We start from the raw sequence: 24,178 nt of genomic DNA, 5'->3' as shown, positions 1-24,178 counted from the left end.
CAGCACAGAGCCGTGCCACTGTTGTTCGATGTTCAGAGGTTAACCGCAGCATCGCCCAAGCTGGCGCTGCCTTCAGTGATACGCAGGCCTTCGGCGCCGCATTCCACAAGGATGTGCTGGGCGTAGAAGGCTGCCGTGGCGATCTTCTGCGTCATGAAAGCCGTGTCTTCGCCCTGCTCCAGCTTGGCGCTGGCCGCCAGTACGGACCGACCCAACTGCCAAGCCGCAGCGAGATTGCCGGTCAGCATCAGGAACGGGACACTGCCGCCATAGGCCGCATTCGGGTCCGCCGCTGCATTGTCCAGCAGCCAGGCAAGGCTGGCCTCAAACATCCGGCGCGCCTCGCCCAGGCGTTTTGCCACGGCCTGCGCCTGTTCAGATCCCTGCTGCAGGGCCTGTTCGGTCTCCTGCACCAGCCCGGCAAAGCGGCGTGCGGTTGCGCCGCCGTCCCGCAGCACCTTGCGGCCCAGAAGGTCGTTCGCCTGGATCGCAGTGGTGCCCTCATAGATCGGCAGTATCCGCGCATCGCGGTAGAACTGGGCGACACCGGTCTCCTCGATGAAGCCCATGCCGCCATGCACCTGCACCCCCAGCGAGGTGACTTCCAGCGACCGCTCGGTGCAGAAAGCCTTAACCAGCGGCACCAGGAATTCGGCCATATCCACTGCGTCAGAGGCGCCCTGCGTCTCAGCCTGCTTTGCCAAATCCAGCCAGCCCGCAGTGGCAATCGCCAGCGCTCGCCCGCCTTCGGTCAGCGCCCGCATCCGCAGCAGCATCCGCTGCACATCCGGGTGCCGGATGATCGGTGCGGCATCCTTGGTGCTGCCATCCACCGGGCGGCTTTGCACGCGGTCCTGCGCATACTGCAGGGCGTGCTGACAGGCCCGCTCCGACACCGCTACGCCCTGCACGCCAACGGCAAAGCGCGCGGCGCGCATCATCACGAACATGTACTCCAGCCCGCGGTTCTCCTCGCCGACCAGAAAACCGGTCGCGCCATCGTATTCCAGCACCGCGGTCGGGCTGGCCCGGACGCCCAGCTTGTGCTCTAGGCTGACGCAGGTGACCGCGTTTCGGCGGCCGAGCGTGCCGTCCTCCTCCACCAGGAACTTGGGCACGATGAACAAGCTCAGCCCCTTGGGACCGGCCGGCGCGCCGGGCGTCCGGGCCAGCACCAGGTGGATGATGTTCTCCGTCAGCCCATGCTCGCCATAGGTGATGAAGATCTTGGTGCCGGAAACCGCATAGGTCACGTCCGCAGCCGGCTCCGCCTTGCATCGCACCCGTCCCAGGTCGCTGCCGGCCTGCGGTTCGGTCAGGTTCATGGTGCCGGACCACTGGCCGGAAATCATCGGCCCCAGGTACTTCTGTTGCTGGGCATCCGACCCGGTCAGCAGCAGAGCCTCCACCGCGCCGTCGGTCAGCAGCGGGCACAGGCCGAAACTCAGATCAGAGGCATTCAAAATCTCGGTCGCTGCCGCCGCTGCCGCCCGCGGGAGACCCATGCCGCCGAACTCTTCCGGGTGCGGCAGACTTTGCCAGCCCATCTCGGCAAATTGCGCATAGGCCTGCGCGTAAGGTTCGGGCAGTACGGCCTCTGCCCCCTCCAGCCGCGCGCCGGCCTCATCCCCGGTCCGGGACAGCGGCGCAATAACGTCCGAGCAGAAGCGCCCCAGCCCTTCCAGCGCTGCCTCGATATCCGACAGCTCAATCCCGCCGCCTGCTGCCGCCGTTTTGGCCGGCAGGTGTTCAATGTTGAACATGATATCGCGAATAGGCGCCTGATAGGTCATTTCCGTCGCTCCGGATTATTGTTCCTTCATGCCAGATACGCGTTGCAAGGAGGCTGTTCCACGTTCATTACAGACATTATCCTATCCAAAAGTGACAAACCGCCCTGACACCCATGCAGTTCTCCACACCAGACTCTTCCAGCCTTGCAACGGTTTCGCCGCAGTTGGCCGGGGATTGGATACTGGCGTTGCGGCACTGCTGCACGGATGTCCAGCTGGCGTCCTTTCTGCAGCGGGCGGGATTGCACCTGTCAGAGGGGCAGCTGACCCACCGGGTTACCCTGGATCAGATCGTCCGCCTGTACCAGATAGCCGCCGTCGAGACCCAGGACGAAATGACGGGTCTTTGGAGCCGGCCGGTCAGGCCAAGAGCCCTGCAGCACCTTTTGACCACGGTCCGCGAAGCCGGCACGCTACCCGCCGCCCTGCACCGGTTCTCCACTTTCTGGAACCTGCTGCTGGACGACTACAGGATCGATCTGACAGAGGACAGCACCAGTACCGGCCTGCAGCTGGTGCCGCAGGGCGGGCAGCCCGTGCAGCGGTTCGGCCACATGCTGATCCTGAAGCTGGCGCATGGGCTGCTCTCGTGGCTGGCAGGTTATGAGGTGCCGGTCCGGGCGGTGCACTTTGCCTTTGAACGGCCCGCGTTTTCGCAGGATTACTCGGTCATTTTCCCAGCCTTGGTGAGTTTCAAGGCGCCCTGTTCGGCAATTGTCTTCGAGACCGGCAAGTTGGGCCTGCCCGGCCACCGCACCAATGCAGAGCTGAACGAGTTCCTGGCCCGCGCCCCCCGCGACTGGATCTTCACCGGGTTCCGCGAGCATACTCAGTCGCTGAAAGTGCGGGAATTCCTGTACCGGTCCAGCTGGGAGAACTGCCATCTGGCGGATGCGGCGCAGGCATTGAGCGTCACCCCGCGAACGCTGATGCGGCGGCTGGATGCGGAGGACACCTCGTTTCAAGCCATCAAGGACGGGCTGCGCCGTGACCTGGCAATCCGCGACCTGCAATCCGGCCTTAAAAGCATCGAAGAAATATCGCAGGATACCGGGTTTTCTTCCGCGGCGAACTTTCACCGGGCGTTCCGCCGCTGGACCGGTGCACCGCCAAGCGCCTACAGATCACCCGGGGCCTGAACGCAGGCGCCGCGTCACCCCGGCTCCGCAGGCAAGGCCGCATAGCCGCGGAACCGGATCCGCCCGCCAGGCACCCGCCCGGGCAAAATGCGGTAGTCCGGAAACCGGCGCAGCAGGCGCTCTATGGCAATCTTCCCCTCCAGCCGTGCCAGCGTCAGGCCGACACAGACATGCGGCCCGCCAGCAAAGGCCAAGTGCCGGTTCGGTGCACGAGTGATGTCAAATTCCCCGGGGTTCTCGAACACGTCCGGATCGCGGTTCGCCGCCCCGATCACCAGATGCAGGTTGGTTCCCGCGGGCACCCGGATGCCGCCGATCTCCGCCTCTGCGGTAGTTTCGCGGTTGCCCAACTGGTTCGGAGATCGGAACCGCAGCATCTCCTCCACCGCGGGCTTGATCAGCTCCGGCTCCGCCAGTAGTTTCTGCTTCTGGTCCGGATGATCATTCAGCAGCGCCAGACCGTTGCCGATCAGGTTGGTGGTGGTCTCATGGCCCGCATTCAGAATGAAGATGCAGTTCTGGATCAGCTCGATCTCGCTCAGGGTCCCGTCCGCGCCCTCGCCCCGGATCAGCCGGGTCAGCACGTCAGTCTCGATGTCGCCGGGCTTGGCCCGCCGCCGGGCGATCAGGTCCTGCAGATAGGTCCTGAACTCCTCCACCGCGCGGTGTCCAGCCGCCAGTTGCGCCTCGCTCAGCGCAGGTTCCAGCGCCCCCAGGATCGCCAGCGACCAGTCGCGCAAGGGCGCCCGTTCGTCCATCGGCACATCCAGCAGGTTGCCGATGATCTGGATCGGGATGGAGGCGGCAAAATCGCCGATCAGATCCACATTGTCCCGGCCCGTCATGGCGTCCAGCAGATAGTCGACAGTCTCAACCAGGCCCGGTTCCATTTTTGCAATTGCCCGCGGTGTCAGCGCCGCTGTCATGATCTTGCGCACACGCGTGTGCAGCGGCGGATCCGAGAACACCAGCGAGGTGGTGTGATGCTCAAACAGCGGCGACCCCTCGCCGTATTTGGGGGCAAAGGCGCGCTTCTTGTCCGAGGAGAACAACGTGGTGTCACGGTAGATCCGGTCCAGGTCCGCATGGCGGCAGACCAGCAGAGAGCCGTCCGGCTGCGGCAGAACCGGTGCCTCGCGCAGGAGGGCATCGTAGTAGGGAAAGGGATCCTCCACAAAGCCCTCAGGAGGATTTGCAAGATCAAATCCCTCAGTATTCACAGCCACATGCGCCCCATCACTCATCCGTCGTCCTCCCCTCGGCCCTGGTGTCAGCGTTTCCGGCGCAAATGCGACTGTCAATCACCCAATCAGGTGCGGAACCCAGCGTCAGTGCACCGGAGCGCGATTTACGACGATACCGGATTTCCGCGTGACAACGGACCAAGGCAGGGATAGAAACAAACCATGAACACAGCCATTTCCTCCATCCGAAACCTTGGCCCCGCTTATGAGGAAGCGTGCCACCGCGCCGGCATCACCTCAGCTGAGGAGCTGCGCGCGATCGGCGCCGATGCGGCCTATGCCAAGCTTCTGCAAACCGGCACCCGGCCGCATTTTATCGGCTATTACGTGCTGGTGATGGCGCTGCAGGGACGGCCCTGGAATGATTGCAAGGGCAAGGAGAAGGAAGAGCTGCGCAAACGCTTTGATGCGATCAAGGCAGAGACCCGCCCGCAGCACAGCTCGAAGCTGCTGGCGGAACTGGACGCCATTGGTGTGCGGGCCACGCCCGCGGATTTGAAAGTCACCTAGGCCTCCCGGCGCTGCCACTCTCACATAAGAAAAGAAAAGGCCGCCCCTGAACGGGACGGCCCCAAAACTTTCGGTAAGCCCTGAAGCTTAGCCGACCAGCTCGATGCCGGAGAAGAAGTAAGCGATTTCCACGGCAGCGGTTTCCGGCGCGTCGGAACCGTGCACGGAGTTTTCGCCAACCGATTCAGCGAACTCTGCGCGGATGGTGCCGGCCGCTGCGTCTGCCGGATTGGTGGCGCCCATCACTTCGCGGTTCTTGGCGATGGCGTTTTCGCCTTCCAGAACCTGCACAACCACCGGAGCGGAGGACATGAATTCGCACAGTTCGTCGTAGAACGGGCGCTCGGCGTGCACTTCGTAGAACTTGCCTGCCTGCTCTTTGGTCATGTGGATGCGCTTCTGCGCCACGATGCGCAGACCGGCTTCTTCAAACTTGGCGTTGATCTTGCCGGTCAGGTTGCGGCGGGTTGCATCGGGCTTGATGATCGAGAAAGTGCGTTCCAGTGCCATGGGGCAGACTCCTGTGCTGAAAAGCCGGACGTCATGCCCGGCCCGTTACGAATTGCCGCCCCGATAGCATGGCTCTGTGACAGGATAAAGAGGTGATTGCGCAGCTTTGACGCAGCTGCAGATTCGGGGTTGCACTTACTTGATTATTTTAGTCAGGTACCGCGGCGCGAACAGGGTTGAAACTTGAAACAAGGTTGAACAATGAAACCTGCATTTGCTCTGATCGCCTGCCTCGCAGCCGCACCGGCCTTTGCCGCTGAAACCGCAATGCCAATGACCTACGGGTTGTTCGAAACAGCTGTTGCCCACGCCGATCTGGACAGCTGCCCGTCGGCACTCGCCAAAGAAGGCAGTTTCTGCCGCGCGACCCTGCGCCATGACGAAATCCACGTCTTTGCCTTCAGCCGCGAGGGTGACAATCCGCTGGTCGGCTTTGCTTCCTATTCCTTCGATGAATTCGCCGAACATTTGAACTAGCCGGGGCCGCCAGCCGCCGCCAGCTCCCTCCCCCATTGACAACACCGCAGCACTGCCGCAGTGCTCCGTCCATGTTACGCATTCAGGACATTACCTATTCGGTCGAAGGCCGCCCGCTGATCGAGGGCGCATCGGCCACCATTCCCACCGGCCACAAAGTCGGCCTGGTCGGGCGCAACGGCACCGGCAAGACGACGCTGTTCCGGCTGATCCGGGGCGAGCTGGCGCTGGAGACCGGCAGCATCTCCCTGCCCTCCAAGGCCCGCATCGGCGGTGTCGCGCAGGAGGTGCCCTCGTCAAATGTCTCTTTGACCGACACCGTGCTGGCGGCCGATACCGAACGCGCCGCTCTGCTGGCCGAGGCCGACAGCGCCACTGATCCTGCGCGGATTGCTGAGATTCAAACCCGGCTTTCGGACATTGACGCCTGGTCGGCCGAGGCACGTGCCGCCTCCATCCTCAAGGGCCTGGGTTTCGACGACGAAGATCAGAAACGCCCCTGTTCCGATTTCTCCGGCGGCTGGCGCATGCGTGTGGCGCTGGCCGCTGTGCTGTTTGCCCAGCCGGATCTGCTGCTCTTGGACGAGCCGACCAACTATCTCGACCTCGAAGGCGCGCTGTGGCTGGAAAGCTACCTGGCGAAATACCCGCACACCGTCGTGATCGTCAGCCACGACCGCGGCCTTCTGAACCGGGCGGTGGGGGCGATCCTGCATCTGGAAGACAAGAAGCTCACCCTCTACCAGGGCAACTACGACACCTTTGCCGAGACCCGCGCCGCCCGCATTCTGGCGGCCCAGTCCGAGGCCAAGAAGCAGGAGGCCCGCCGCGCCCATCTGCAAAGCTTCGTCGACCGCTTCCGCGCCAAGGCAACCAAGGCGAAACAGGCTCAGGCCCGCCTCAAGATGATCGCCAAGATGAAGCCGATCACCACCCCGCAAGAAGCCGCCCTGCGTGCCTTCACCTTCCCGGAGCCGGAGGAAATGTCGCCGCCGATCATCCATATCGAGGGCGGCATCACCGGCTATGGCGACACCGAGATCCTGAAACGGCTGAACCTGCGGATCGATCAGGACGACCGCATCGCGCTGTTGGGCAAGAACGGCCAGGGCAAGTCGACCCTGTCAAAACTGCTGGCCGACCGGCTGCCGCTGATGGCGGGCAAGATGACCCGGTCCTCCAAGCTGCGCATCGGCTATTTCGCCCAGCATCAAGTGGATGAACTGTATGTCGACGAAACCCCGCTCGACCACCTGCGCCGCCTGCGCCCGGACGAGGCACCGGCAAGGTGGCGTGCGCGGCTGGCAGGCTTCGGCCTAGGCGCCGCACAGGCTGAAACCGAGGTCGGGCGGCTGTCCGGCGGCCAGAAGGCGCGGTTGTCGCTCCTGATTGCCACCATCGACGCGCCGCATATGCTGATCCTAGACGAGCCGACCAACCACCTCGACATCGAAAGCCGCGAGGCGCTGGTGGAGGCGCTCACCGCCTATTCCGGCGCGGTGATCCTGGTCAGCCACGACATGCACCTCCTCAGCCTGGTGGCAGACCGGCTGTGGCTGGTCTCGGACGGCACCGTCAAACCTTATGACGGCGACCTGGAAAGCTACCGCGCCCTGCTGCTTGCCCGTGAAAAACCCGCCGCCAAAGCCGACGCGCCCAAGCCCGCCAAGCCCAAGCGCGCCTCCCGCGATGTGCTGCTTGGCTTGCGCGCGGACGTGCGCAAGTCCGAGGCGCGGGTGGAGAAGCTCAGCGAAATGCGTGAAAAGCTTGACGAAAAGCTCGCCGACCCTAGCCTGTACGAACCGGGCAAGGCGTCGGATATGGCGGTCTGGCAGAAAAAACACGCTGAGTGCATCGAGGCGCTGGAACGGGCCGAGGGCCTGTGGATGGACGCGCTGGAAAAACTGGAGCAGGCAGAGGCACAATGATCGACACCGCATTCCTGATCACCTCCTTTGTGACGCTGTTCGTGATCGTCGACCCGATCGGCCTGACGCCGGTTTTCATTGCCCTGACTCAGGGCATGCCGTCAGCCCGCCGCCGCTCCATCGCTCTGCGGGCGACGATCACTGCCGCGGTCCTGCTGGCGATCTTCGCCGCCCTGGGCGAAGCGGTGCTGGGCTTCATCGGCATTTCCATGCCCGCTTTCCGGGTGGCCGGCGGCGCGCTGCTGTTCCTGACGGCGCTCGACATGCTGTTCGAACGCCGCAACAAACGGCGCGAAGACCGCAGCGAGGAAGATGACTTCGACGACCCCTCTGTCTTTCCGCTGGCAATCCCGCTGATGGCAGGCCCCGGCTCCATCGCGACCGTGATCCTGCTGACCGGCCAGCAGCCGGGGTTCGCAGGCTTTGCCATGGTCATGGGCGTGGTCATTGCGGTGCTGGCGATTCTCCTGGTGATGTGCCTGTTTTCCGGTCTGTTCGAGCGGATGCTGGGCAAGACCGGCATCACCGTTGTCACCCGGCTTCTTGGCATGCTGCTGGCAGCGCTTTCGGTGCAGTTCGTGCTGGACGGCCTGCGCGACTTCGGTTTCGCAGGCTAGTATAACGCCCCGGCCCGCCTACATCATAACCAGGAGGTGAGCGCATGGGCGAATATGAAATCGGGCGGTTTATCTATCTGATCATCCTGCTGGTTGCGGTCGGGTCCTGGGTCTTTGTCCAGAACCGCCAGAGCATCGGCAAGACGCTGCAGATGTTTGCGGTCTGGGGCTTCATCTTCCTTGGCGTCATCGCTTCATACGGGTTGTGGGAAGACATCCGCCAGACTGTCCGCCCGCAGCAAAGCGTCGCCATTGACGCAGGCCGGGTCGAGGTGCCGCGCGCACCGGACGGCCACTATTACCTTACACTGGACGTGAACGGCGCCCCGGTGGAGTTTCTGGTCGATACCGGCGCCAGCCAGGTTGTCCTGAATGAGCGCGACGCCCAAAGCGCGGGCATCGACACCGGCAGCCTTGCCTATCTCGGCCGCGCCAGCACCGCCAATGGCGAGGTGCGCACCGCATCGGTCTGGGTCGATGAGATTTCGCTTGGCGGCATCACCGACACGGACGTGCGCGTCTGGGTCAACCAGGGGGAGCTGGAACAGTCTCTGCTGGGCATGGGGTATCTGCAGCGCTGGTCCAGCATCGAGATCCGCAACGGTGCGCTGGTGCTGACACGTTAAGGTCACCCCCATTCATCCTGCCCGCCCTGAAACCATGGTTTGCAACGTATTGAGGCGGATCAAGGAAAGACACCTGTTTGGCCCCTAGATTGGTCGTGAACAATCCAATCAAACAGGAGGAAGACAAGCCAGTGAACGAAGCAGAACTGAAACAGCTGCAGGACAGCTACAGCAAGCTGAAAGATGCAGCCGACAAGGCGCCTACGTATTTCTACGACGCGCTGTTCCGCCGTGCGCCCGAACTGCGCCAGATGTTCCGGGAAGACCTGGAAGGCCAGGGCATGAAATTCATGACCACGCTTGGCGTCATTCTGGCCAAACTGAATGACGAGAGTGCCGTGAGCACGCAATTTCAGGAGCTCGGCAAGACGCATGCGTCTCTTGGCGTCCTAACCCCTCACTTTACCCCGATGGAAGAAGCGCTGATCGACACTCTGCGCAATGCCCTCGGCAAGGAGATGACACCTGAACTCGAAGGTCTCTGGCGCGCTGCCTTCAAGGAGATTGCCGGCAAGATGATCCAGCGCGGCAACATTCCAGGCAAATGACCCAAGCCGGGGCAGCGGTTCTATCCGTTGCCAGGCTCCGCTGCAATGAACCCCTTGACGGGATAGACCCGCCCGAACGCGCCCGGATAGCTCTCCAGGCGGACCGCGGACCAGTCGTTCTTTTCAGACACATCGATCACAGCCATGCCCAGCGAGATCTTGTTGCGGTGCCAATTGGCGTGGTTGACCCGGATTCTGCGCGCATCCTCGACTTTGGACACAACAGCAACATGACCCAGCGGGTTGGAGCGGGTGGCGCTGAACGCCATCACGGCGCCGGGCTGCGGCTCCCTGCTGCGGGCAAACTGGTCCTTGGCCTGCGCCCACCAGGTCTTGGCATTGCCGAAGATCTCGATCCCGCTGGCATTGCGGGCAAAGGGTACACACCAGACGCGGCGGCCCTTGGATTGCAGGTACTGAACTTCCTGAACCGCATACTCCAGCCGCGCGGCCTCAGCCTCTGCCCGGCTTACTGATCCGTTCTGAAAATCGCCGCAATTGGCCAGAAAAAGAAGGCCGGCGCCGGCAATAGGAAGCAGCCGCAGCCGCTTGACCGCACGTCCAAATTTCATCTGTCCCCCCAGTGTCCTGGTTGTTTTTCCGGTGGTCCGGATATTGTGCTGGCAGGGATAAAGGCCGAGTGACAAAAAATCGAGTAATTGCTGCCCTTGTGAAACAAATCACACCAGCCGTCGGCGATTTTTTGCCGACGCCAGACATCGCCACCCGATTTCCGCCTATTTCTCGGCCTTCTTTTCCCAGCGGCCGCTTTCCTCGGACCAGTACTGGGCGGAACAGCCCGCATCAGTCAGGGACTTCCACTGGGTGCGGGCGTGCTGGACGGCCTCGGGATCAGTGCCGTCAAACAGGATGCAGACCCGGCTCAGCGCCTGCACTTCCTCTGCGCTGACGGCGGCGCCATCGACCGCCATCACGCAGTCAGGACTATTGGCCGCCTCTGGCCCTGCTGTCAGCAGGATGGGCTGCAGCGCATCATGGTGGCCGCCCGCCAGGCCATGGGCCAGGAAGCTCTCCTCGGGCCCCTGCCACAGGCGGTCATCCAGCCAGGCCATGCGCTCCGGGTCGCGCCCGCGCACCGCAATGCGCCAGCCCGCCCCGCGCGCCTTGTCCAGAAGCACCGGCAGGGTCTCCTCCAGCGGCCTGCGCGTCAGATGATAGAAATAGGCGGCCCCCATTGGTGCTTATTCCGCCTCGAACTTGTCCGCGACCAGCCGGTTCAGCGCCATCACGCCCCAGCCAGTGGCGCCTTTGGGCGCATAGTCCGTGTCTTTGCTGACCGAAGCCACACCGGCAATATCCAAGTGGATCCACGGCATATCGTCCTTGATGAACCGCTGCAGGAACTGCGCCGCGGTGATCGAGCCGGCCGGGCGGCCGCCCACGTTCTTCATGTCGGCGATGCGCGATTTCAGCTGCTCGTCATAGGCCTTGCCCAACGGCATCCGCCAGGCGCCCTCGTTCTCCGCCTTGGCGGCCTTCAGGAACGCATTGCAAAGGTCGTCATCATTAGAGAACACCCCGGCGTTTTCATGCCCCAGCCCGATAATGATCGCGCCGGTCAGGGTTGCCAGATCAATCACGCCTGCGGGCTTGAACCGTTCCTGTGCGTACCAAAGGACGTCGCACAGCACCAAACGGCCCTCGGCATCGGTGTTGATGATCTCGACGGTGTCGCCCTTCATCGATTTCACCACGTCGCCCGGGCGGGTGGCATTGCCCGACGGCATGTTTTCCACGAGACCAACCAGGCCAACCACATTTGCCTTGGCCTTGCGCAGCGCCAGCGCCCGCATAGCGCCGGCCACGACGCCTGCGCCGCCCATATCCATGGTCATCTCTTCCATGCCGGCGGCGGGCTTCAGGGAAATGCCGCCGGTGTCGAACACCACGCCCTTGCCGACCAGTGCCAGCGGCGCGGCATCCTTGGCGCCGCCCTTCCATTGCATCACCGCAACTTTGGACGGGCTGTCGGAGCCCTGCCCGACGCTCAGCAGCGTGCGCATGCCCAGCTTTTCCAAGTCAGCCTCTTCCAAAATCTCGACCTCCAGGCCGATCTCTTTCATTTCCTCAATGCGGCGGGCAAATTCCGTGGTGGTCAGTACGTTTGCGGGCTCATTGACCAGATCCCGGGTCATATGCACCCCCTCGGCCACCGCCAGCAGCGGCGCGCAGGCGGCCTCCAGTTCCGCGGGCGACTTGGAAGCAATCACCACTTCCCCCTCCGGCTTGTCGTCCTTTGGCGATTTGTGGTTGTCAAAGGTATAGTCCCGCAAGGCCATTCCCATGGTCAGATCCGCAGCCTTGTTCATGCTGCCGGCCATGACGGTCAGCCGCTTGCCAGCAGCCCCCTTCACCAGCTTGGCGCCCGCCTGGCGCGCTTCCACCGGCGTCAGCTTGCGCGGCAGCACCAGCACGTCCAGCGCCTCGGCCTTCATGCCCGCGGGCCAGCCCAGCGAAATCACATCGCCTGCCTTTGCCTTCTTGAAGCCTTCCGAGTCGATCAGCCGGGCAATCGCACCCTTGGCCAGACGGTTGGCACTGCGTGCAGCCTGATCCATGCTGCCTTCCGGCGTCACCAGAACCGCAACACGGCCGGTCATCTCCGCCAGCGCCTTGGGGTCGTATTCGGCAAAACGGATCGGGGTAAGGCTGCTCATTCTTGCGCGCTCCTGCTGAAATCGTTTGGTTCTTGGCACCAGAGGTATCCTGCGCGGCAGCGCTTGGAAAGACCCCCGCGGCACAGTCCGGCACCTGCGGTCCGCCGCCGATCGAAGGCTTGCTCGAGAATGCAGTTTTCCCCGCCATTCAAATCCACTAAGGTCCGGCAAAATAACAATGGCAAGATCTGGGGGGATCGGGTGTCACGCTACGACAGATATGTGCTGTCACAGTATCTGCTCTTCTTTGGCTTCTTTGCCCTGATTCTGGTGGCCGTGTTCTGGGTCAACCGGGCGGTTGTCCTGTTTGATACGCTGATCGGCAACGGGCAGTCCGCGCTGGTGTTCCTGGAATTCACCGCGCTCACCCTGCCGAACCTGATCCGCATGGTGCTGCCGATCGCCGCCTTTGGCGCCGCGGTCTGGGTCACCAACCGGCTCAACGGCGAAAGCGAACTGACCGTGCTGCGCGCCACAGGCACCAGCCCTTGGCAGATGGCCCGCCCTGCTCTGGCATTCGGCATCATCACCGCGCTGATGATGTCGGCGCTGACCCACTATCTGCTGCCCGCCTCGATCAGCCAGTTGGAAGTGCGCGAAAGCGAGGTCTCCCGTAACATCACCGCCAAGCTGCTGAGTGAGGGCGACTTCCTGCACCCTGCAGACGGGGTCACCTTCTACATCCGCCAGATCGACCCGGACGGTACCCTGAACGATGTCTTCCTGTCGGACCGCCGCGACCCGGCGCTGACAGTGACCTATACAGGCGCGCGTGCCTTTCTGGTGCGTGATGGCGCCAGCGCGCATCTGATCATGGTCGAAGGCATGGCGCAGCGGCTGGACCACGAAACACAGCGGCTTTCGACCACCTTCTTCTCGGATTTCTCCTATGATATCAGCTCCCTGGCCCGCAAAGCTGAGAACCCCGCCCGCAATATCCGAGCCATTCCCAGCCTCGAGCTGATTAACAGCACCGCAGCCATTACCAAAAGCGATGGCTATTCCGCGGGCGCCCAGGCCGAAGAGCTGCACCTGCGCTTTGCCCGTGCACTGGTCTGTGTCGCGGTAGCGCTGATCGGATTCTCCGCGCTGATGCTGGGCACCTTCTCCCGCTTCGGGGTCTGGCGTCAGGCTTTCCTCGCCTTCGTCGTGCTGATCTTCATCGAGGGCCTGCGCGGTGTTGTCACTGAACCGGTCTTGCAAAATCCCGGCCTGTGGCCGCTGATCTACGTGCCCGCCCTGCTGGGCCTGGTTGTAGCGCTGATCTTTCTGATCCTGTCTGCCCGTCCGAAGCGGATCCGGGCCCGGACGCCGGAGGCCGCGGCATGAAGCTGGATATCTACTACGCCCGCCGCTTCCTGCAGTGGTTCCTGGTGATCGTTGCGGTACTGATGACGCTAGTGGTGCTGATCGACCTGAACGAGCAGGTCCGCCGCTTCGAAGCGGTCGACCTCAGCCTGGCACAGCTGGTTGGCCTGACGCTGCTGAACATCCCTGCAGCGCTCAGCGAGTTCCTGCCGCTGATCATGATCCTGTCGACCATCGTGCTGTTTGTCGGCCTTGCCCGCAGCAGCGAACTGGTGGTTACCCGTGCCATCGGCCGGTCCGGCATCAGGGCCCTCGCGGCGCCGGTGCTGATGGCCGCCGTTATCGGCGGCCTCGCTGTCACCATGCTCAACCCGATCGCAGCCGCCACTGCCAACCGCTATCAGGATCTGGCCGAGACTTACCACAACGGCGGCCCCTCGGCGCTGTCGCTCAGCGGCGAAGGGCTGTGGCTGCGCCAGGGCGGACTCCGCGGCCAGTCGGTCATTCACGCCAAGGGCTACAGTGGCGATAGCGCCGACATCACACTGTTTGACGTCTCAATCCATGCCTATTCCAATGCCGGCGGGCCGGTGCGCCGCATCAATGCCGACAGCGCCCGGCTGGACGGCAGCAACTGGATCCTGACCAATGCCAAGGTCTGGCCGCTGACGGCCGGCATCAACCCGGAAACCGGCGCTGCTCAGCATGATGAGCTGCAGCTGCCCACAACCCTGACAACGGACCGCATTCGCGATACGCTGGGCTCGGCCAGCGGCATCTCGATCTACGATCTGCCCTCCACCATCCGCGAGCTGTCCGCCGCGGGCTTCACCACCAAGCGGTATGAAGTCCAGTTCCAGGCACAACTGGCCCGGCCGCTGTTCCTGATAGCCATGGTTCTGGTCGGTGCCTCCTTCACCATGCGGCACGCCCGCTTCGGCGGCACCGGCCTGGCGGTGCTGATGGCGGTTCTGTTGGGATTTGGGCTTTATTTCATCCGCAATTTCGCGCAAATCCTTGGCGAGAACGGGCAAATTCCGGTGGCACTTGCCGCCTGGGCGCCGCCTGCTGCCGCAATTTTATTGACCTTGGGACTGCTTCTCCATGCCGAAGACGGGTAATCTGCGCCGCGCCCTGCTGCTTTCCGCCGTACTGCCCTGGCTGGCGCTGTCCTCCCCTGCCCTGCAAGCCCAGACTGCCGTGCCGCCGGATCCGGCCCAGCCCGCGATGCTGGTTGCCGACCAGGTGTTCATCACCCCGGACCGCACCCTGGTGGCAGAAGGCAATGTCGAAGCCTTCCAAGGCAATATCCGGCTGCGCGCTCAAAAGATCACCTTTGACCAGGCCACCGGCACCCTGCAGATCGAAGGCCCGATCCGCATTGACCAGAACGGCGATATCACCATTCTGGCCAATGCCGCGGAGCTGGACCAGGATCTGCGCAACGGCCTGCTGACCGGAGCCCGCATGGTGTTCCAGCAGCAGCTGCAGCTGGCCTCGCTGCAGATGACCCGGGTTAGCGGCCGCTACACGCAGCTTTACAAGACCGCCGTCACCTCCTGCCATGTCTGCGATGACGGCCGCCCGCCGCTCTGGCAGATCCGCGCCGAACGAGTGACCCACGACCAGCTGGAACGGCAGCTCTATTTTGAGAGCGCCCAGCTGCGGGTGCTGGATGTGCCGGTCTTCTACTTCCCGGCAATCCGCCTGCCGGACCCCTCGCTGGAACGGGCCAATGGCTTTCTGGTTCCCTCGGTCCGCTCGACTTCGAACCTCGGCACCGGGCTGAAGATCCCCTATTTCTTCACGTTCGGCCCGCACAGGGATCTGACCCTGGCACCTTATATCTCGTCCAGCACAAAAACCCTGGACCTGCGCTACCGCCAGGCGTTCCGGCGCGGCCGGATCGAGTTCAACGGCGCCTATACCCGGGACGATCTGTACCCGGATCAGGACCGCGGCTACATCTTCGGTGAAGGCCAGTTCGACCTGCCGCGCGATTACCGCTTCACGTTTGACGTCAAGGCGGTCTCGGATGATGCCTATCTCGAAGATTACGGCCTGCCGGATCTCGACCGCCTGCGATCGCGGGCGGAGCTGGACCGGATCCGCCGCGACAGCCTGTTCCACCTATCGCTGACCCATTACAAGACCCTGCGCGACAGCGAGGTCCAAAGCGACATTCCTTCCGGCATTGCAGAGGCCTTCTATCAGAAGCGCTATTTCCCTGCCCTGACCGGCGGCGAAATGCGCTTCACGCTTCAGGGCCACGGCCACCACCGCAGCTCCAGCATCGAAGCCACCGAAACAGACAGCAATGGCCGCGACCTGGCCCGGCTGACGGCCGATCTCAGCTGGAACCGCACCTGGAAGCTTGGCTACGGCCTCCTGGCAGAGGCTGAGCTTGGCGCCGCTGCCGATGCCTTCCGGGCTTACGATGACGCCTTTTTCACCGAAGACGTCACCCGCCTGACACCGCGCGGCGGGCTGACGTTCCGATTGCCGATGACCCGGCGCGAGGCCAGCGGCGCCACCCAGTACCTGGAGCCGATCCTGCAATTGGGCTGGCGGGACGAGGGCGGCGGCGAAGTGGTCAGCGAGGAGAGCCGGTTTGTGGAGTTCGACCAGGGCAATCTGCTGTCGCTGTCCCGCTTCCCATCGACCGATGCGCGCGAAGATGGCTTTACCCTGGTCTATGGCACCAATTGGGCACGCTATTCCCCCAATGGCTGGCAGGCCTATGCCACCATCGGTCAGGTCCTGCGCAGCGAAGACGACGCCCGCTTCACCAAGAGCTCGGGCCTCAGCGGCACATCTTCGGACCTGCTGCTGGCCGGCCAGATCAAATTCGGCGACGGTCTGGCGATCTCCAGCCGCGGTCTGCTGAACGGCTCGCTGAACTTCTCCAAGGCCGAAGTCCGCGGCGATTGGCACACCGAACGGTACAGCCTTTCCGGCACCTACCTGTGGCTTGGCACCGATCCGGACGAGGACCGGACAGAGGAAAGCTCGGAAATCTGGGTCGACGGGCGCTACGATATCAACCCCAGCTGGTCCGCCAGCGCCCGGCTGCGATATGACATTTCCGGCGCCCAAGCAACACGCGCAGGCCTAGGACTGGCTTACCAGAACGAATGCGTAACGGTCGACCTTTCGGTCAACCGCCGCTATACCTCAACAACAAGTGTTGAGCCGACAACGGATTTCGGCTTTACCATCTCGCTCAGCGGTTTCTCCGTGAAGAGCGGCAACAAACAGTACAGGCGGTCATGCAGCAAGACGTGAATACCCGGTTCCCGGCTCCCTTCCTTTCCCGTGCTCTCAAATCCGCAGCCGCACTGGCGCTGGCCGCGGGTCTTTCCCTGACCGGCCTGCCGGCAGCGGCACAGAACCTTTTTGCTCCCGCTATCACCGTGAATGACGAGGTCATCACCCGCTACGAGCTGGAACAGCGCGCCCGCTTCCAGTCGGCGCTGCGGGTTCCGGGCGACCCGCTGGAGACCGCCCGCGATGAGCTGATCAACGACCGCCTCAAACTGGCAGTGCTGGAACAGGCGGGTATTGAACTCTCCGACGAGGATGTCACCGCCGGCATGGAAGAACTGGCGGGCCGCGCCAACCTGTCGCTGAACGACTTCCTGACCGCGCTTCAGCAGCAGGGTGTCGCCCCGCAAACCCTACGCGATTTTACCAAGATCGGCCTGGGCTGGCGCGAGTATACCCGCGCCCGTTTCCTCTCCCAGGCCCGGCCGACTCCGGAAGAGATCGATCGTGCCATGGGGGCTGCAGGCACCGGCAGCGTCCAAGTGCTGCTGAGCGAATTCATCGTGCCGATCAACGAGCAGAACGCAGCTCAGGTCGAAGAGCTGATCGAGCAGGTTTCGCAGCTCAAAGGCTACGACAGTTTTGCCGCCGCAGCCACTCAGTACTCCGCCGCAGCCAGCCGCAACGAGGGCGGCCGCCTGCCGTGGATGCCGCTGACCAAACTGCCGCCCCAGCTGCAGGAAATCGTGCTGGCGCTGAAGCCGGGTGAGATTTCCGAACCGCTGCCGCTGCAAAACGCCGTGGCACTGTTCCAGATGCGCGGCGTGCGTGAGGTCGAGGGCGCCGCTCCGCGCTATACCGCAATCGAATACGCCACCTACTACCTGCCCGGCGGGCGAACACCGGAAAGCCTGACTGCAGCGCAGGAGGTCGTGAACAGAGTCGACACCTGCGAGGACTTTTACGGCCTGGCGCAGGGCCAGGACCCTTCGGTGCTGGACATCCAAAGCCTGCCCCCCGCGGACATCCCCCGCGACATTGCGCTGGAACTGGCCAAGCTCGACCCCAGCGAAACCTCCACCGCGCTGACCCGCAACAACGGCCAGACGCTGATGGTTCTGATGCTTTGCGGCCGCACTGCCGACCTCGGTGAAGGCGCCAACCGCGAAACCGTGGCCAATGCGCTTACCGGGCAGCGGCTGACTTCGCTGACTGACAGCTTCCTGGAACAGCTGCGCGCAGACGCCCGGATCGACATCAAATGACCTCCTCCGGGCCTGTTGCTCTCAGCTGCGGTGAGCCCGCAGGCATCGGCCCGGAGATCGCCGTCAAGGCCTGGGAAACCCTGCGCGCCGCCTGCCCGTTCTTCTGGATCGGCGACCCGCGCCACCTGCCCGCCGGCACCCCGGTCAAGGAAATCGCCGCCCCGGCAGAGGCCGCGGCAGCCTGCGCGGACCACTTCCCCGTGATGCCGCTCGCCTTCGGCGGCAGCGCCGCGAAGGGGACCGCTGACCCGGCCAATGCCGCCGGTGTCATCCAATCCATCGAAACCGCCGTGCGGCTGGTCCAGCAGGGTGAAGCCTCTGCCGTTTGCACCGCCCCCATCCACAAGAAAGCGCTGATTGACGGCGCAGGATTTGCTTACCCCGGACATACCGAGTTCCTCGCGTCTCTTGCGGGCCGGGACCGCGTGGTGATGATGCTGGCCAGCGAGCAGCTGCGGGTGGTGCCTGCCACCATCCACATTGCCCTGTCGGACGTGCCAACGGTGCTGACCCCGGGCCTCCTGCGCGAAACCGTTGAAATTACCGCCGCAGGCCTGCGCGGCCAGTTCGGCATCGCCGCGCCGCGCATCGCAGTTGCGGGCGTCAACCCGCACGCAGGCGAAGGCGGCGCCATGGGCCGCGAAGAACTCGACTGGATCAACGCGCTGGTCGTTGAGATGCAGAATGAAGGGTTGAACATCACCGGCCCGCACCCCGCCGACACTATGTTCCATGCCGCCGCCCGTGCGCGCTACGACGCGGCCGTCTGCATGTACCACGACCAGGCGCTGATCCCGATCAAGACGCTGGACTTCGACCGCGGCGTCAACGTGACCCTGGGGCTGCCCTTCATCCGCACCTCCCCCGATCACGGCACCGCCTTCGACATCGCAGGCACAGGTCAGGCCAACCCTTCCAGCCTGATCGAGGCGCTGAAGCTGGCGCAAGCCATGGCCGCCAGCACTTGATTCTTCTACTGGCGGCAAATATCCCCGCCGGAGGCATGAAAATTCCGGCGCGCCCCCCCGCGCCCTGTCCCAAGGTCCAGATGACATGAGCGCCATCGACTCTCTCCCTCCCCTGCGTGAGGTGATCGCCACCCATCAGCTGTCGGCGCGCAAATCGCTGGGCCAGAACTTCCTTCTTGACCTCAACCTCACCGCCAAGATCGCCCGCCAGGCAGGCGACCTCACCGGCTGCGACGTGCTGGAGATCGGCCCCGGCCCCGGCGGCCTGACCCGCGGCCTGCTGGCCGAAGGTGCCCGCCGCGTTCTGGCGGTGGAGAAGGATCAGCGCTGCCTGCCCGCACTGCAAGAGATCGCGGATGCCTATCCGGGCCGCTTCGACGTCATCAACGGCGACGCGCTGGAGATCGACCCGCTGGAGCATCTCACACCGCCGATCCGCATCGCTGCCAACCTGCCCTACAACGTCGGCACCGAACTTCTGGTGCGCTGGCTGACGCCCAAAGCATGGCCGCCTTTCTGGCAGAGCCTCACCCTGATGTTCCAGCGCGAAGTGGCCGAGCGCATCGTGGCGCAGCCCGGCACCAAGGCCTATGGCCGCCTGGCGATCCTGGCGCAGTGGCGCGCGGATGCAAGGATCGTGCTGTCGCTGCCCCCCGGCGCCTTCACCCCGCCGCCCAAGGTCTCCAGCGCCGTGGTGCATCTGGACGCCCTGCCGGAACCGCGTTTCCCGGCCGATGCTGCGATCCTGTCCCGCTTGGTGGCCGCCGCCTTCAACCAGCGCCGCAAGATGCTGCGTGCCTCGCTCAAGGGCATCTCGCCCGATATTGAGGCGCATCTGACGGCGGCCGGTATTCCGCCGACTGAGCGTGCCGAGCAAGTGAGCCTCGAGGCCTTCTGCGCCCTGGCCCGCGAAGTGGCCAAGGCCTGATCCTCATTCCCCAAAGAACTTGCCGGAGCATGATTCCCCGATGACCCAGCCCGTCGCCCCGCGCCCGACCCTCCTGTCCGTAAACGTCAACGCGGTCGCCTATTTGCGCAACCGGCGCGAGGTGCCCTGGCCCGACCTGATCGACATCTCCCGCGCCATCCTGCAGGCCGGCGCCCACGGCATCACCGTGCATCCGCGTCCGGATGAGCGCCACATCCGCTTTTCCGACCTGCCCGCCCTGTCGCGGCTGATCGCCGAGGAATTCCCGCAAGCCGAGTTCAACATCGAGGGCTACCCGACCCGCCATTTCATCGACCTGGTGCTGGAAAACAAACCGCATCAGGTGACACTGGTCCCTGACACCCCGGAACAGTCCACCTCCGACCACGGCTGGGACTTTGCCGCCGACGGCGAAATGCTCCTGCCCATCGCCGGGGAGTTCAAGGCGGCCGGCATCCGAGTCTCCTACTTCGTGGACGCCAGCCCGGCTGACCCCGCACTGGCGCGGCAGGCGGGTGCCGACCGGATCGAGTTCTACACCGGCCCCTACGCAGAACAAACCACGTCCGGTGCCGTCGCGCAGGAGCTTGGCAAGATCAAGGACACCGCCGACGCCGCCCGCGCGTTGGCCGCGGACGGCAACGGCTCGCTGATGATGAACGCAGGCCATGACCTGACCGTGGAAAATCTCCCCGGCCTGCGCCAGGCCATCCCCGATCTGGCCGAAGTCTCCATCGGCCATGGCCTGACTGCCGACGCCCTGATGCTGGGGTTCCCCGAAGCTGTCCGCCGCTACTTGCGGGTGCTTGGCCACGAGGCCTGAACGGCGCCACAGCGGACCGCCTTCACGAAAAACCCCCGGGGCCAGCGGCTCCGGGGGGTTTGCATATCTGACTGAAACCCGCTTACTCGGCGGCTTCTGCCGGGCCATCCTCTGCCTTCGGCTTCGGTTTGGCGCGCGGCCGGCTTGGCTTCTTCAGCGCCGGGGCGTCGCCGCCTCCGCCTGCCGCTTCAGCTCCCTCAGCCTTGGCTGCGGGCTTGCGGGCGCGGGGCTTGCGGGCCGGGGCTTTCTTCGGGGACGCTTCCTCGCCGCCTTCTGCCGGAGCCGCGCTCTGGCTCTCCGGGGTTTCGACGAGGCCGCTGTCCTGGCCGTTGCCGTTGTCGCCGCGCGGATCAATCACCTCCGGCTGCGGCGCGCTGGCCGGGTCGCTGTCTGCCGCGGCAGTGGCTGCCGCCTCGCGCTCCTGGCGCTCCAGCCGTTCCGCGCGCTCGCGGTCGCGCTCGGCCTGGCGCTCGCGGTTCTGGCGCTCCTGTTCCTCGCGGCGCGCCTCGATCTCGCGCTGCGCCTCGTTCAGCATCCGCAGGTAATGCTCCGCGTGCTGCTGGAAGTTCTCGGCCGCAACCCGGTCATTGCCCAGCTGCGCGTCGCGGGCCAGCTGGTTGTATTTGTCGATGATCTGCTGCGGGGTTCCGCGCACCTTGCCTTCGGGGCCGGAGCTGTCGAACACCCGGTTGACCACATTGGCGCCGTTCGGGCGATTCCGGTTCGACTTGGAGCGTGAACGTGATTTGGACGATCTCATATGCCTATCATAAGCCTTGAGTTAATGCGCCGTTGACCCTGTACAGCGCGCCTCGGCGCCGGATCGTTAGCTTTTTTGGGCTTGATGCCGCGGGAATGCTTGGAAAGCGTTCACCTCATACGGCTCATCTTGAGTAACCATGTTCCGGAGCCCCAGACAAGGGGGCCAAAGGGATTTTCTGTGTTTTTTCGGCCGAATCTGCGGATTTTCGCGTTAAAATCCGCAATTTGAGGGGGAATGCGCCCGTACTACCCGGTCGCGCCCGTCCAGGTCCGGCAGCACCGCGATGCCACTGAAACCTGCTGCCTCCAGCAATGCGCTGACCGCCTGGCCCTGGGTCGGGCCGATTTCCAGCAGCAGCCGCCCGCCCGGTGCCAGATGCGCGGCTGCCTGCGCGGCAATCTTCCGGTAGGCCCCCAGCCCGTCGCCGCCATCGGTCAGGGCGATGCCTGGCTCATGCCCGCGCACCTCGGCTGACAGCCCCTCCATCTCATCCAACGCGATATAGGGCGGGTTCGACACGATCAGGTCAAACTGCCCCTCAACATTTTCAAACCAATCCGATTTCTGGATATCGGCGCGCGCCTCCACCCGGTGCAGCACCGCGTTGGCGCTGGCCTGCAGGCAGGCCGCCTCGCTGATGTCGACCCCCAGCGCGGTGGCCTCCTGCCGTTCCGCCAGCAGAGTTACCAGAATGCAGCCGGAGCCGACGCCCAGATCCAGCACCCGCGCGTAAGGTTCAGCCAGCGCTGCCTCGATCAGGATCTCGGTCTCCGGCCGCGGGTCCAGAACATCCCGCGAGACCTTAAACCGGCGGCCGTAGAACTCCCGCTCGCCGATCAGATGCGACACCGGCACCCGCACGGCACGCAGCGAGATCAGCTGCTCATAGCGTTCCGCCACTTCCGCCGCCAGCTCCTCCGGCGCAATCAGGGTGACACGGCTGGCCTCGATCCTGGCCGCATGCGCCAGCAGCACCCGCGCATCGCGTGCCGGGTCCGGCACCCCGGCGGCCCGGAGCTTGGCCGTTGCTGCCGCCATTGCCTGTGCCGCGGTCTCAGCCATGCTCACTGCCCCATCTCGGCCAGCAGCCGCGCCTGATTGTCCGCGGTCAGCGCGTCGATGATCTCGTCCAGGTCGCCGCCCATCACCTGATCCAGCTTGTAAAGCGTCAGGTTGATGCGGTGATCGGTCATGCGGCCTTGCGGAAAGTTGTAGGTCCGGATGCGCTCGGACCGGTCGCCTGAACCAACCTGGCTGGCCCGGTCCGCCGAGCGTTCGCTGTCGATCCGCTGGCGTTCCAGGTCATAAAGACGTGTCTTCAGCACCTGCATGGCGATCTCGCGGTTGCGGTGCTGGGACTTTTCCGACGAGGTCACTACCAGCCCGGTCGGCAAGTGGGTGATCCGCACCGCTGAGTCGGTGGTGTTCACATGCTGCCCGCCTGCGCCGGACGCGCGCATGGTGTCGATACGAATGTCGTTGGCGTCGATATGTATATCCACATCCTCCGCCTCCGGCAGCACCGCCACGGTGGCGGCCGATGTATGGATGCGCCCGCCGCTTTCGGTCGTTGGCACCCTCTGCACCCGGTGCACGCCGGATTCGTACTTCAAGCGGGCAAAGACGTTTTCGCCCTTGATATGGGCAACCACTTCCTTGATGCCGCCCAGCTCGGTTGCCTGCTCCTCGATGATGTCAAACTTCCAGCCCTGCCCCTCGGCATAACGCTGGTACATGCGCAGCAGGTCGCCCGCGAACAAAGCCGCCTCATCGCCGCCGGTGCCGGGGCGGATTTCCAGCATCGCCGGGCGGCTGTCCGCCGCGTCCTTGGGCAGCAGTGCCAGCTGCAGCGCGTGCTCAGCTTCAGGAATGGCCGCCTTCAAGGCCGGGATCTCCTCCGCGGCCAAATCCTTCATGTCCGGATCCGCCAGCATCAGCTCGGCCTCTTCCAGATCGCCCAGCAGCTTGCGGTAGGCCGTCACCTGCTCCGCCACCGGCCGCAGGTCGGAATATTCCTTGGCCAGAGCAGCAATATCCCCGCCCCCGGCACCATCCGCCATAGCGGCTTCAAGATACTGAAACCGCTGCAGGATCTGTTCCAGCCGTTCTTCGGGGACCATGGGTGCGCCTATTGTTGCTCATGTTTTGGCCAAGTGACCCCCATGTGATATGCTAGACCCATGCGACATGCCAGAGCCCTTATTGCCACAATCCTCCTCACCCTGCCCGGCGTAGGGCTGGCGGATGTGAAGGGACCGGGCGGCAGGACCATCGACTGCTACTGCACCGACAAATCGGGCGCCCGGGTGGAACTGGGCGAACTGCGCTGCCTGCAGGTGGACGGGCGGATGTTCATGGCGCAATGCCAGATGTCGCTGAACGTGCCGATGTGGCGCGAGGTGCAAAGCAGCTGCCTGTCAGCGTCGCTGGCCCCGCTGCCCGGCATTTCAGGCGCCCCGTCAGAGCTGCCGCGGCTCTGATTCACTGCGTCCCAGCTGCATTACAGTTCATACAAAGAAAATAGGAACCCTGGAAACGCTCCTCATTTGGACTTCACCCATTTTTCCAGCTCGCCATCGTAGCGATAGGTCACCACAACACCGCCGAGACTGATCGGGTAGAATACATCAATGGTGGCGTCATCGATGCGGGAATAGTGCTGGGCCCACTTGGATTTTGCCGCGTCAACACCCCTGCAGTGTATCCGCCTCCCGTCGCCAAGATCGAGCACTGCAATATAATCCAACCGGCCTGTCCTCCCTGGCTGGTGCAATCCAACTGGCACCTGA

General features: G+C 64.0%; 25 protein-coding genes. 15 read left to right on the top strand and 10 right to left on the bottom strand.

Annotated features, from left to right (window positions below):
* Positions 1-32: 32 nt before the first annotated feature.
* Positions 33-1,793: an acyl-CoA dehydrogenase family protein gene (locus AC58NV_RS00645; RefSeq protein ID WP_497225437.1), complete on the bottom strand. Its 1,761-nt coding sequence runs from the start codon at positions 1,791-1,793 to the stop codon at positions 33-35.
* 113 nt (positions 1,794-1,906) lie between these two features.
* Here AC58NV_RS00645 and AC58NV_RS00640 point away from each other — a divergent pair, with 113 nt between their 5' ends.
* Entirely contained in the window at positions 1,907-2,932 is a 1,026-nt protein-coding gene (locus tag AC58NV_RS00640) for an AraC family transcriptional regulator (RefSeq protein WP_497225436.1), read from the top strand.
* A gap of 14 nt (positions 2,933-2,946) precedes the next feature.
* Here AC58NV_RS00640 and AC58NV_RS00635 read toward each other — a convergent pair whose 3' ends face one another.
* Positions 2,947-4,176 carry a cytochrome P450 gene (locus tag AC58NV_RS00635; protein ID WP_497225435.1) on the bottom strand — a complete coding sequence of 410 codons (1,230 nt, stop codon included), beginning with the start codon at positions 4,174-4,176 and terminating at the stop codon, positions 2,947-2,949.
* A gap of 162 nt (positions 4,177-4,338) precedes the next feature.
* On the opposite strand from AC58NV_RS00635, the gene AC58NV_RS00630 reads away from it, so the two are divergent.
* Positions 4,339-4,686, top strand: a complete 348-nt coding sequence (locus tag AC58NV_RS00630; RefSeq protein ID WP_497225434.1) for a TfoX/Sxy family protein — start codon at positions 4,339-4,341, stop codon at positions 4,684-4,686.
* A gap of 87 nt (positions 4,687-4,773) precedes the next feature.
* On the opposite strand, the gene ndk is transcribed toward AC58NV_RS00630, so the two are convergent.
* Entirely contained in the window at positions 4,774-5,196 is a 423-nt protein-coding gene (gene ndk, locus AC58NV_RS00625; protein WP_008556653.1) for a nucleoside-diphosphate kinase, read from the bottom strand.
* Positions 5,197-5,397: 201 nt separating this feature from the next.
* Between ndk and AC58NV_RS00620 the strand changes: the two genes are divergently transcribed.
* From AC58NV_RS00620 to AC58NV_RS00600, 5 genes are all read left to right on the top strand, one after another.
* Complete coding sequence (locus tag AC58NV_RS00620; protein ID WP_497225433.1) at positions 5,398-5,673, top strand: hypothetical protein; 276 nt, start codon at positions 5,398-5,400, stop codon at positions 5,671-5,673.
* A 71-nt stretch (positions 5,674-5,744) separates the two neighbouring features.
* Positions 5,745-7,601, top strand: coding sequence for an ABC-F family ATP-binding cassette domain-containing protein (locus AC58NV_RS00615; protein ID WP_497225432.1), 1,857 nt, complete (start codon positions 5,745-5,747; stop codon positions 7,599-7,601).
* Positions 7,598-8,218, top strand: a complete 621-nt coding sequence (locus AC58NV_RS00610) for a MarC family protein (protein WP_366659626.1) — start codon at positions 7,598-7,600, stop codon at positions 8,216-8,218. Before AC58NV_RS00615 ends, AC58NV_RS00610 begins: the two co-directional genes overlap by 4 nt.
* Before the next feature lie 44 nt (positions 8,219-8,262).
* Positions 8,263-8,844 (top strand): retropepsin-like aspartic protease family protein, encoded by a 582-nt coding sequence (locus AC58NV_RS00605; RefSeq protein ID WP_497225431.1) that lies wholly within the window; start codon positions 8,263-8,265, stop codon positions 8,842-8,844.
* A 95-nt stretch (positions 8,845-8,939) separates the two neighbouring features.
* Positions 8,940-9,392, top strand: coding sequence for a globin domain-containing protein (locus AC58NV_RS00600; RefSeq protein WP_497226374.1), 453 nt, complete (start codon positions 8,940-8,942; stop codon positions 9,390-9,392).
* 20 nt (positions 9,393-9,412) lie between these two features.
* On the opposite strand, the gene AC58NV_RS00595 is transcribed toward AC58NV_RS00600, so the two are convergent.
* From AC58NV_RS00595 to AC58NV_RS00585, 3 genes are all read right to left on the bottom strand, one after another.
* Positions 9,413-9,964, bottom strand: coding sequence for a CHAP domain-containing protein (locus tag AC58NV_RS00595; protein ID WP_497225430.1), 552 nt, complete (start codon positions 9,962-9,964; stop codon positions 9,413-9,415).
* A 165-nt stretch (positions 9,965-10,129) separates the two neighbouring features.
* Positions 10,130-10,588: a DNA polymerase III subunit chi gene (locus AC58NV_RS00590; RefSeq protein WP_497225429.1), complete on the bottom strand. Its 459-nt coding sequence runs from the start codon at positions 10,586-10,588 to the stop codon at positions 10,130-10,132.
* A gap of 6 nt (positions 10,589-10,594) precedes the next feature.
* The gene (locus tag AC58NV_RS00585; RefSeq protein ID WP_497225428.1) at positions 10,595-12,070 is read right to left on the bottom strand and encodes a leucyl aminopeptidase; all 1,476 of its coding nucleotides are present in this window, start codon (positions 12,068-12,070) and stop codon (positions 10,595-10,597) included.
* A 201-nt stretch (positions 12,071-12,271) separates the two neighbouring features.
* On the opposite strand from AC58NV_RS00585, the gene lptF reads away from it, so the two are divergent.
* From lptF to AC58NV_RS00550, 7 genes are all read left to right on the top strand, one after another.
* Positions 12,272-13,399 carry an LPS export ABC transporter permease LptF gene (gene lptF / locus AC58NV_RS00580; protein ID WP_497225427.1) on the top strand — a complete coding sequence of 376 codons (1,128 nt, stop codon included), beginning with the start codon at positions 12,272-12,274 and terminating at the stop codon, positions 13,397-13,399.
* Positions 13,396-14,499 (top strand): LPS export ABC transporter permease LptG, encoded by a 1,104-nt coding sequence (gene lptG / locus AC58NV_RS00575; RefSeq protein WP_497225426.1) that lies wholly within the window; start codon positions 13,396-13,398, stop codon positions 14,497-14,499. Before lptF ends, lptG begins: the two co-directional genes overlap by 4 nt.
* The gene (locus AC58NV_RS00570) at positions 14,483-16,663 is read left to right on the top strand and encodes an LPS-assembly protein LptD (protein ID WP_497225425.1); all 2,181 of its coding nucleotides are present in this window, start codon (positions 14,483-14,485) and stop codon (positions 16,661-16,663) included. The genes lptG and AC58NV_RS00570 overlap by 17 nt, the downstream gene beginning before the upstream one ends.
* The gene (locus AC58NV_RS00565; protein ID WP_497225424.1) at positions 16,648-17,907 is read left to right on the top strand and encodes a peptidylprolyl isomerase; all 1,260 of its coding nucleotides are present in this window, start codon (positions 16,648-16,650) and stop codon (positions 17,905-17,907) included. Before AC58NV_RS00570 ends, AC58NV_RS00565 begins: the two co-directional genes overlap by 16 nt.
* A complete protein-coding gene (gene pdxA, locus AC58NV_RS00560; protein ID WP_497225423.1) occupies positions 17,904-18,875 on the top strand; it encodes a 4-hydroxythreonine-4-phosphate dehydrogenase PdxA in 972 nt (323 codons plus the stop codon). The genes AC58NV_RS00565 and pdxA overlap by 4 nt, the downstream gene beginning before the upstream one ends.
* Before the next feature lie 85 nt (positions 18,876-18,960).
* On the top strand, positions 18,961-19,803 hold the full coding sequence (gene rsmA / locus AC58NV_RS00555; protein ID WP_497225422.1) for a 16S rRNA (adenine(1518)-N(6)/adenine(1519)-N(6))-dimethyltransferase RsmA: 843 nt from the start codon (positions 18,961-18,963) through the stop codon (positions 19,801-19,803).
* A gap of 40 nt (positions 19,804-19,843) precedes the next feature.
* The gene (locus tag AC58NV_RS00550) at positions 19,844-20,626 is read left to right on the top strand and encodes a pyridoxine 5'-phosphate synthase (protein ID WP_497225421.1); all 783 of its coding nucleotides are present in this window, start codon (positions 19,844-19,846) and stop codon (positions 20,624-20,626) included.
* Positions 20,627-20,708: 82 nt separating this feature from the next.
* On the opposite strand, the gene AC58NV_RS00545 is transcribed toward AC58NV_RS00550, so the two are convergent.
* The 3 genes from AC58NV_RS00545 to prfA all read right to left on the bottom strand — a co-directional run bounded on the left by AC58NV_RS00545 (position 20,709) and on the right by prfA (position 23,509).
* Complete coding sequence (locus tag AC58NV_RS00545) at positions 20,709-21,386, bottom strand: DUF4167 domain-containing protein (RefSeq protein WP_497225420.1); 678 nt, start codon at positions 21,384-21,386, stop codon at positions 20,709-20,711.
* 213 nt (positions 21,387-21,599) lie between these two features.
* Entirely contained in the window at positions 21,600-22,451 is an 852-nt protein-coding gene (gene prmC, locus AC58NV_RS00540; RefSeq protein WP_497225419.1) for a peptide chain release factor N(5)-glutamine methyltransferase, read from the bottom strand.
* 2 nt (positions 22,452-22,453) lie between these two features.
* Complete coding sequence (prfA, locus tag AC58NV_RS00535; RefSeq protein WP_497225418.1) at positions 22,454-23,509, bottom strand: peptide chain release factor 1; 1,056 nt, start codon at positions 23,507-23,509, stop codon at positions 22,454-22,456.
* Between the two features lie 60 nt (positions 23,510-23,569).
* Between prfA and AC58NV_RS00530 the strand changes: the two genes are divergently transcribed.
* Positions 23,570-23,869 carry a hypothetical protein gene (locus AC58NV_RS00530; protein ID WP_497225417.1) on the top strand — a complete coding sequence of 100 codons (300 nt, stop codon included), beginning with the start codon at positions 23,570-23,572 and terminating at the stop codon, positions 23,867-23,869.
* A gap of 62 nt (positions 23,870-23,931) precedes the next feature.
* On the opposite strand, the gene AC58NV_RS00525 is transcribed toward AC58NV_RS00530, so the two are convergent.
* The gene (locus AC58NV_RS00525) at positions 23,932-24,135 is read right to left on the bottom strand and encodes a hypothetical protein (protein WP_497225416.1); all 204 of its coding nucleotides are present in this window, start codon (positions 24,133-24,135) and stop codon (positions 23,932-23,934) included.
* Between the last annotated feature and the right edge of the window lie 43 nt (positions 24,136-24,178).

The organism is Leisingera sp. ANG49 (genome assembly GCF_059694505.1).
This window is presented reverse-complemented; position numbering and strand designations above follow the sequence as displayed.

Coding starts and splice junctions, on each gene's coding strand:
- AC58NV_RS00645 (WP_497225437.1), bottom strand. CDS start 1,793: ATGACCTATCAGGCGCCTATTCGCGATATCATGTTCAACATTGAACAC.
- AC58NV_RS00640 (WP_497225436.1), top strand. CDS start 1,907: ATGCAGTTCTCCACACCAGACTCTTCCAGCCTTGCAACGGTTTCGCCG.
- AC58NV_RS00635 (WP_497225435.1), bottom strand. CDS start 4,176: ATGAGTGATGGGGCGCATGTGGCTGTGAATACTGAGGGATTTGATCTT.
- AC58NV_RS00630 (WP_497225434.1), top strand. CDS start 4,339: ATGAACACAGCCATTTCCTCCATCCGAAACCTTGGCCCCGCTTATGAG.
- ndk (WP_008556653.1), bottom strand. CDS start 5,196: ATGGCACTGGAACGCACTTTCTCGATCATCAAGCCCGATGCAACCCGC.
- AC58NV_RS00620 (WP_497225433.1), top strand. CDS start 5,398: ATGAAACCTGCATTTGCTCTGATCGCCTGCCTCGCAGCCGCACCGGCC.
- AC58NV_RS00615 (WP_497225432.1), top strand. CDS start 5,745: ATGTTACGCATTCAGGACATTACCTATTCGGTCGAAGGCCGCCCGCTG.
- AC58NV_RS00610 (WP_366659626.1), top strand. CDS start 7,598: ATGATCGACACCGCATTCCTGATCACCTCCTTTGTGACGCTGTTCGTG.
- AC58NV_RS00605 (WP_497225431.1), top strand. CDS start 8,263: ATGGGCGAATATGAAATCGGGCGGTTTATCTATCTGATCATCCTGCTG.
- AC58NV_RS00595 (WP_497225430.1), bottom strand. CDS start 9,964: ATGAAATTTGGACGTGCGGTCAAGCGGCTGCGGCTGCTTCCTATTGCC.
- AC58NV_RS00590 (WP_497225429.1), bottom strand. CDS start 10,588: ATGGGGGCCGCCTATTTCTATCATCTGACGCGCAGGCCGCTGGAGGAG.
- AC58NV_RS00585 (WP_497225428.1), bottom strand. CDS start 12,070: ATGAGCAGCCTTACCCCGATCCGTTTTGCCGAATACGACCCCAAGGCG.
- lptG (WP_497225426.1), top strand. CDS start 13,396: ATGAAGCTGGATATCTACTACGCCCGCCGCTTCCTGCAGTGGTTCCTG.
- AC58NV_RS00570 (WP_497225425.1), top strand. CDS start 14,483: ATGCCGAAGACGGGTAATCTGCGCCGCGCCCTGCTGCTTTCCGCCGTA.
- AC58NV_RS00565 (WP_497225424.1), top strand. CDS start 16,648: ATGCAGCAAGACGTGAATACCCGGTTCCCGGCTCCCTTCCTTTCCCGT.
- pdxA (WP_497225423.1), top strand. CDS start 17,904: ATGACCTCCTCCGGGCCTGTTGCTCTCAGCTGCGGTGAGCCCGCAGGC.
- rsmA (WP_497225422.1), top strand. CDS start 18,961: ATGAGCGCCATCGACTCTCTCCCTCCCCTGCGTGAGGTGATCGCCACC.
- AC58NV_RS00550 (WP_497225421.1), top strand. CDS start 19,844: ATGACCCAGCCCGTCGCCCCGCGCCCGACCCTCCTGTCCGTAAACGTC.
- AC58NV_RS00545 (WP_497225420.1), bottom strand. CDS start 21,386: ATGAGATCGTCCAAATCACGTTCACGCTCCAAGTCGAACCGGAATCGC.
- prmC (WP_497225419.1), bottom strand. CDS start 22,451: ATGGCTGAGACCGCGGCACAGGCAATGGCGGCAGCAACGGCCAAGCTC.
- prfA (WP_497225418.1), bottom strand. CDS start 23,509: ATGGTCCCCGAAGAACGGCTGGAACAGATCCTGCAGCGGTTTCAGTAT.
- AC58NV_RS00530 (WP_497225417.1), top strand. CDS start 23,570: ATGCGACATGCCAGAGCCCTTATTGCCACAATCCTCCTCACCCTGCCC.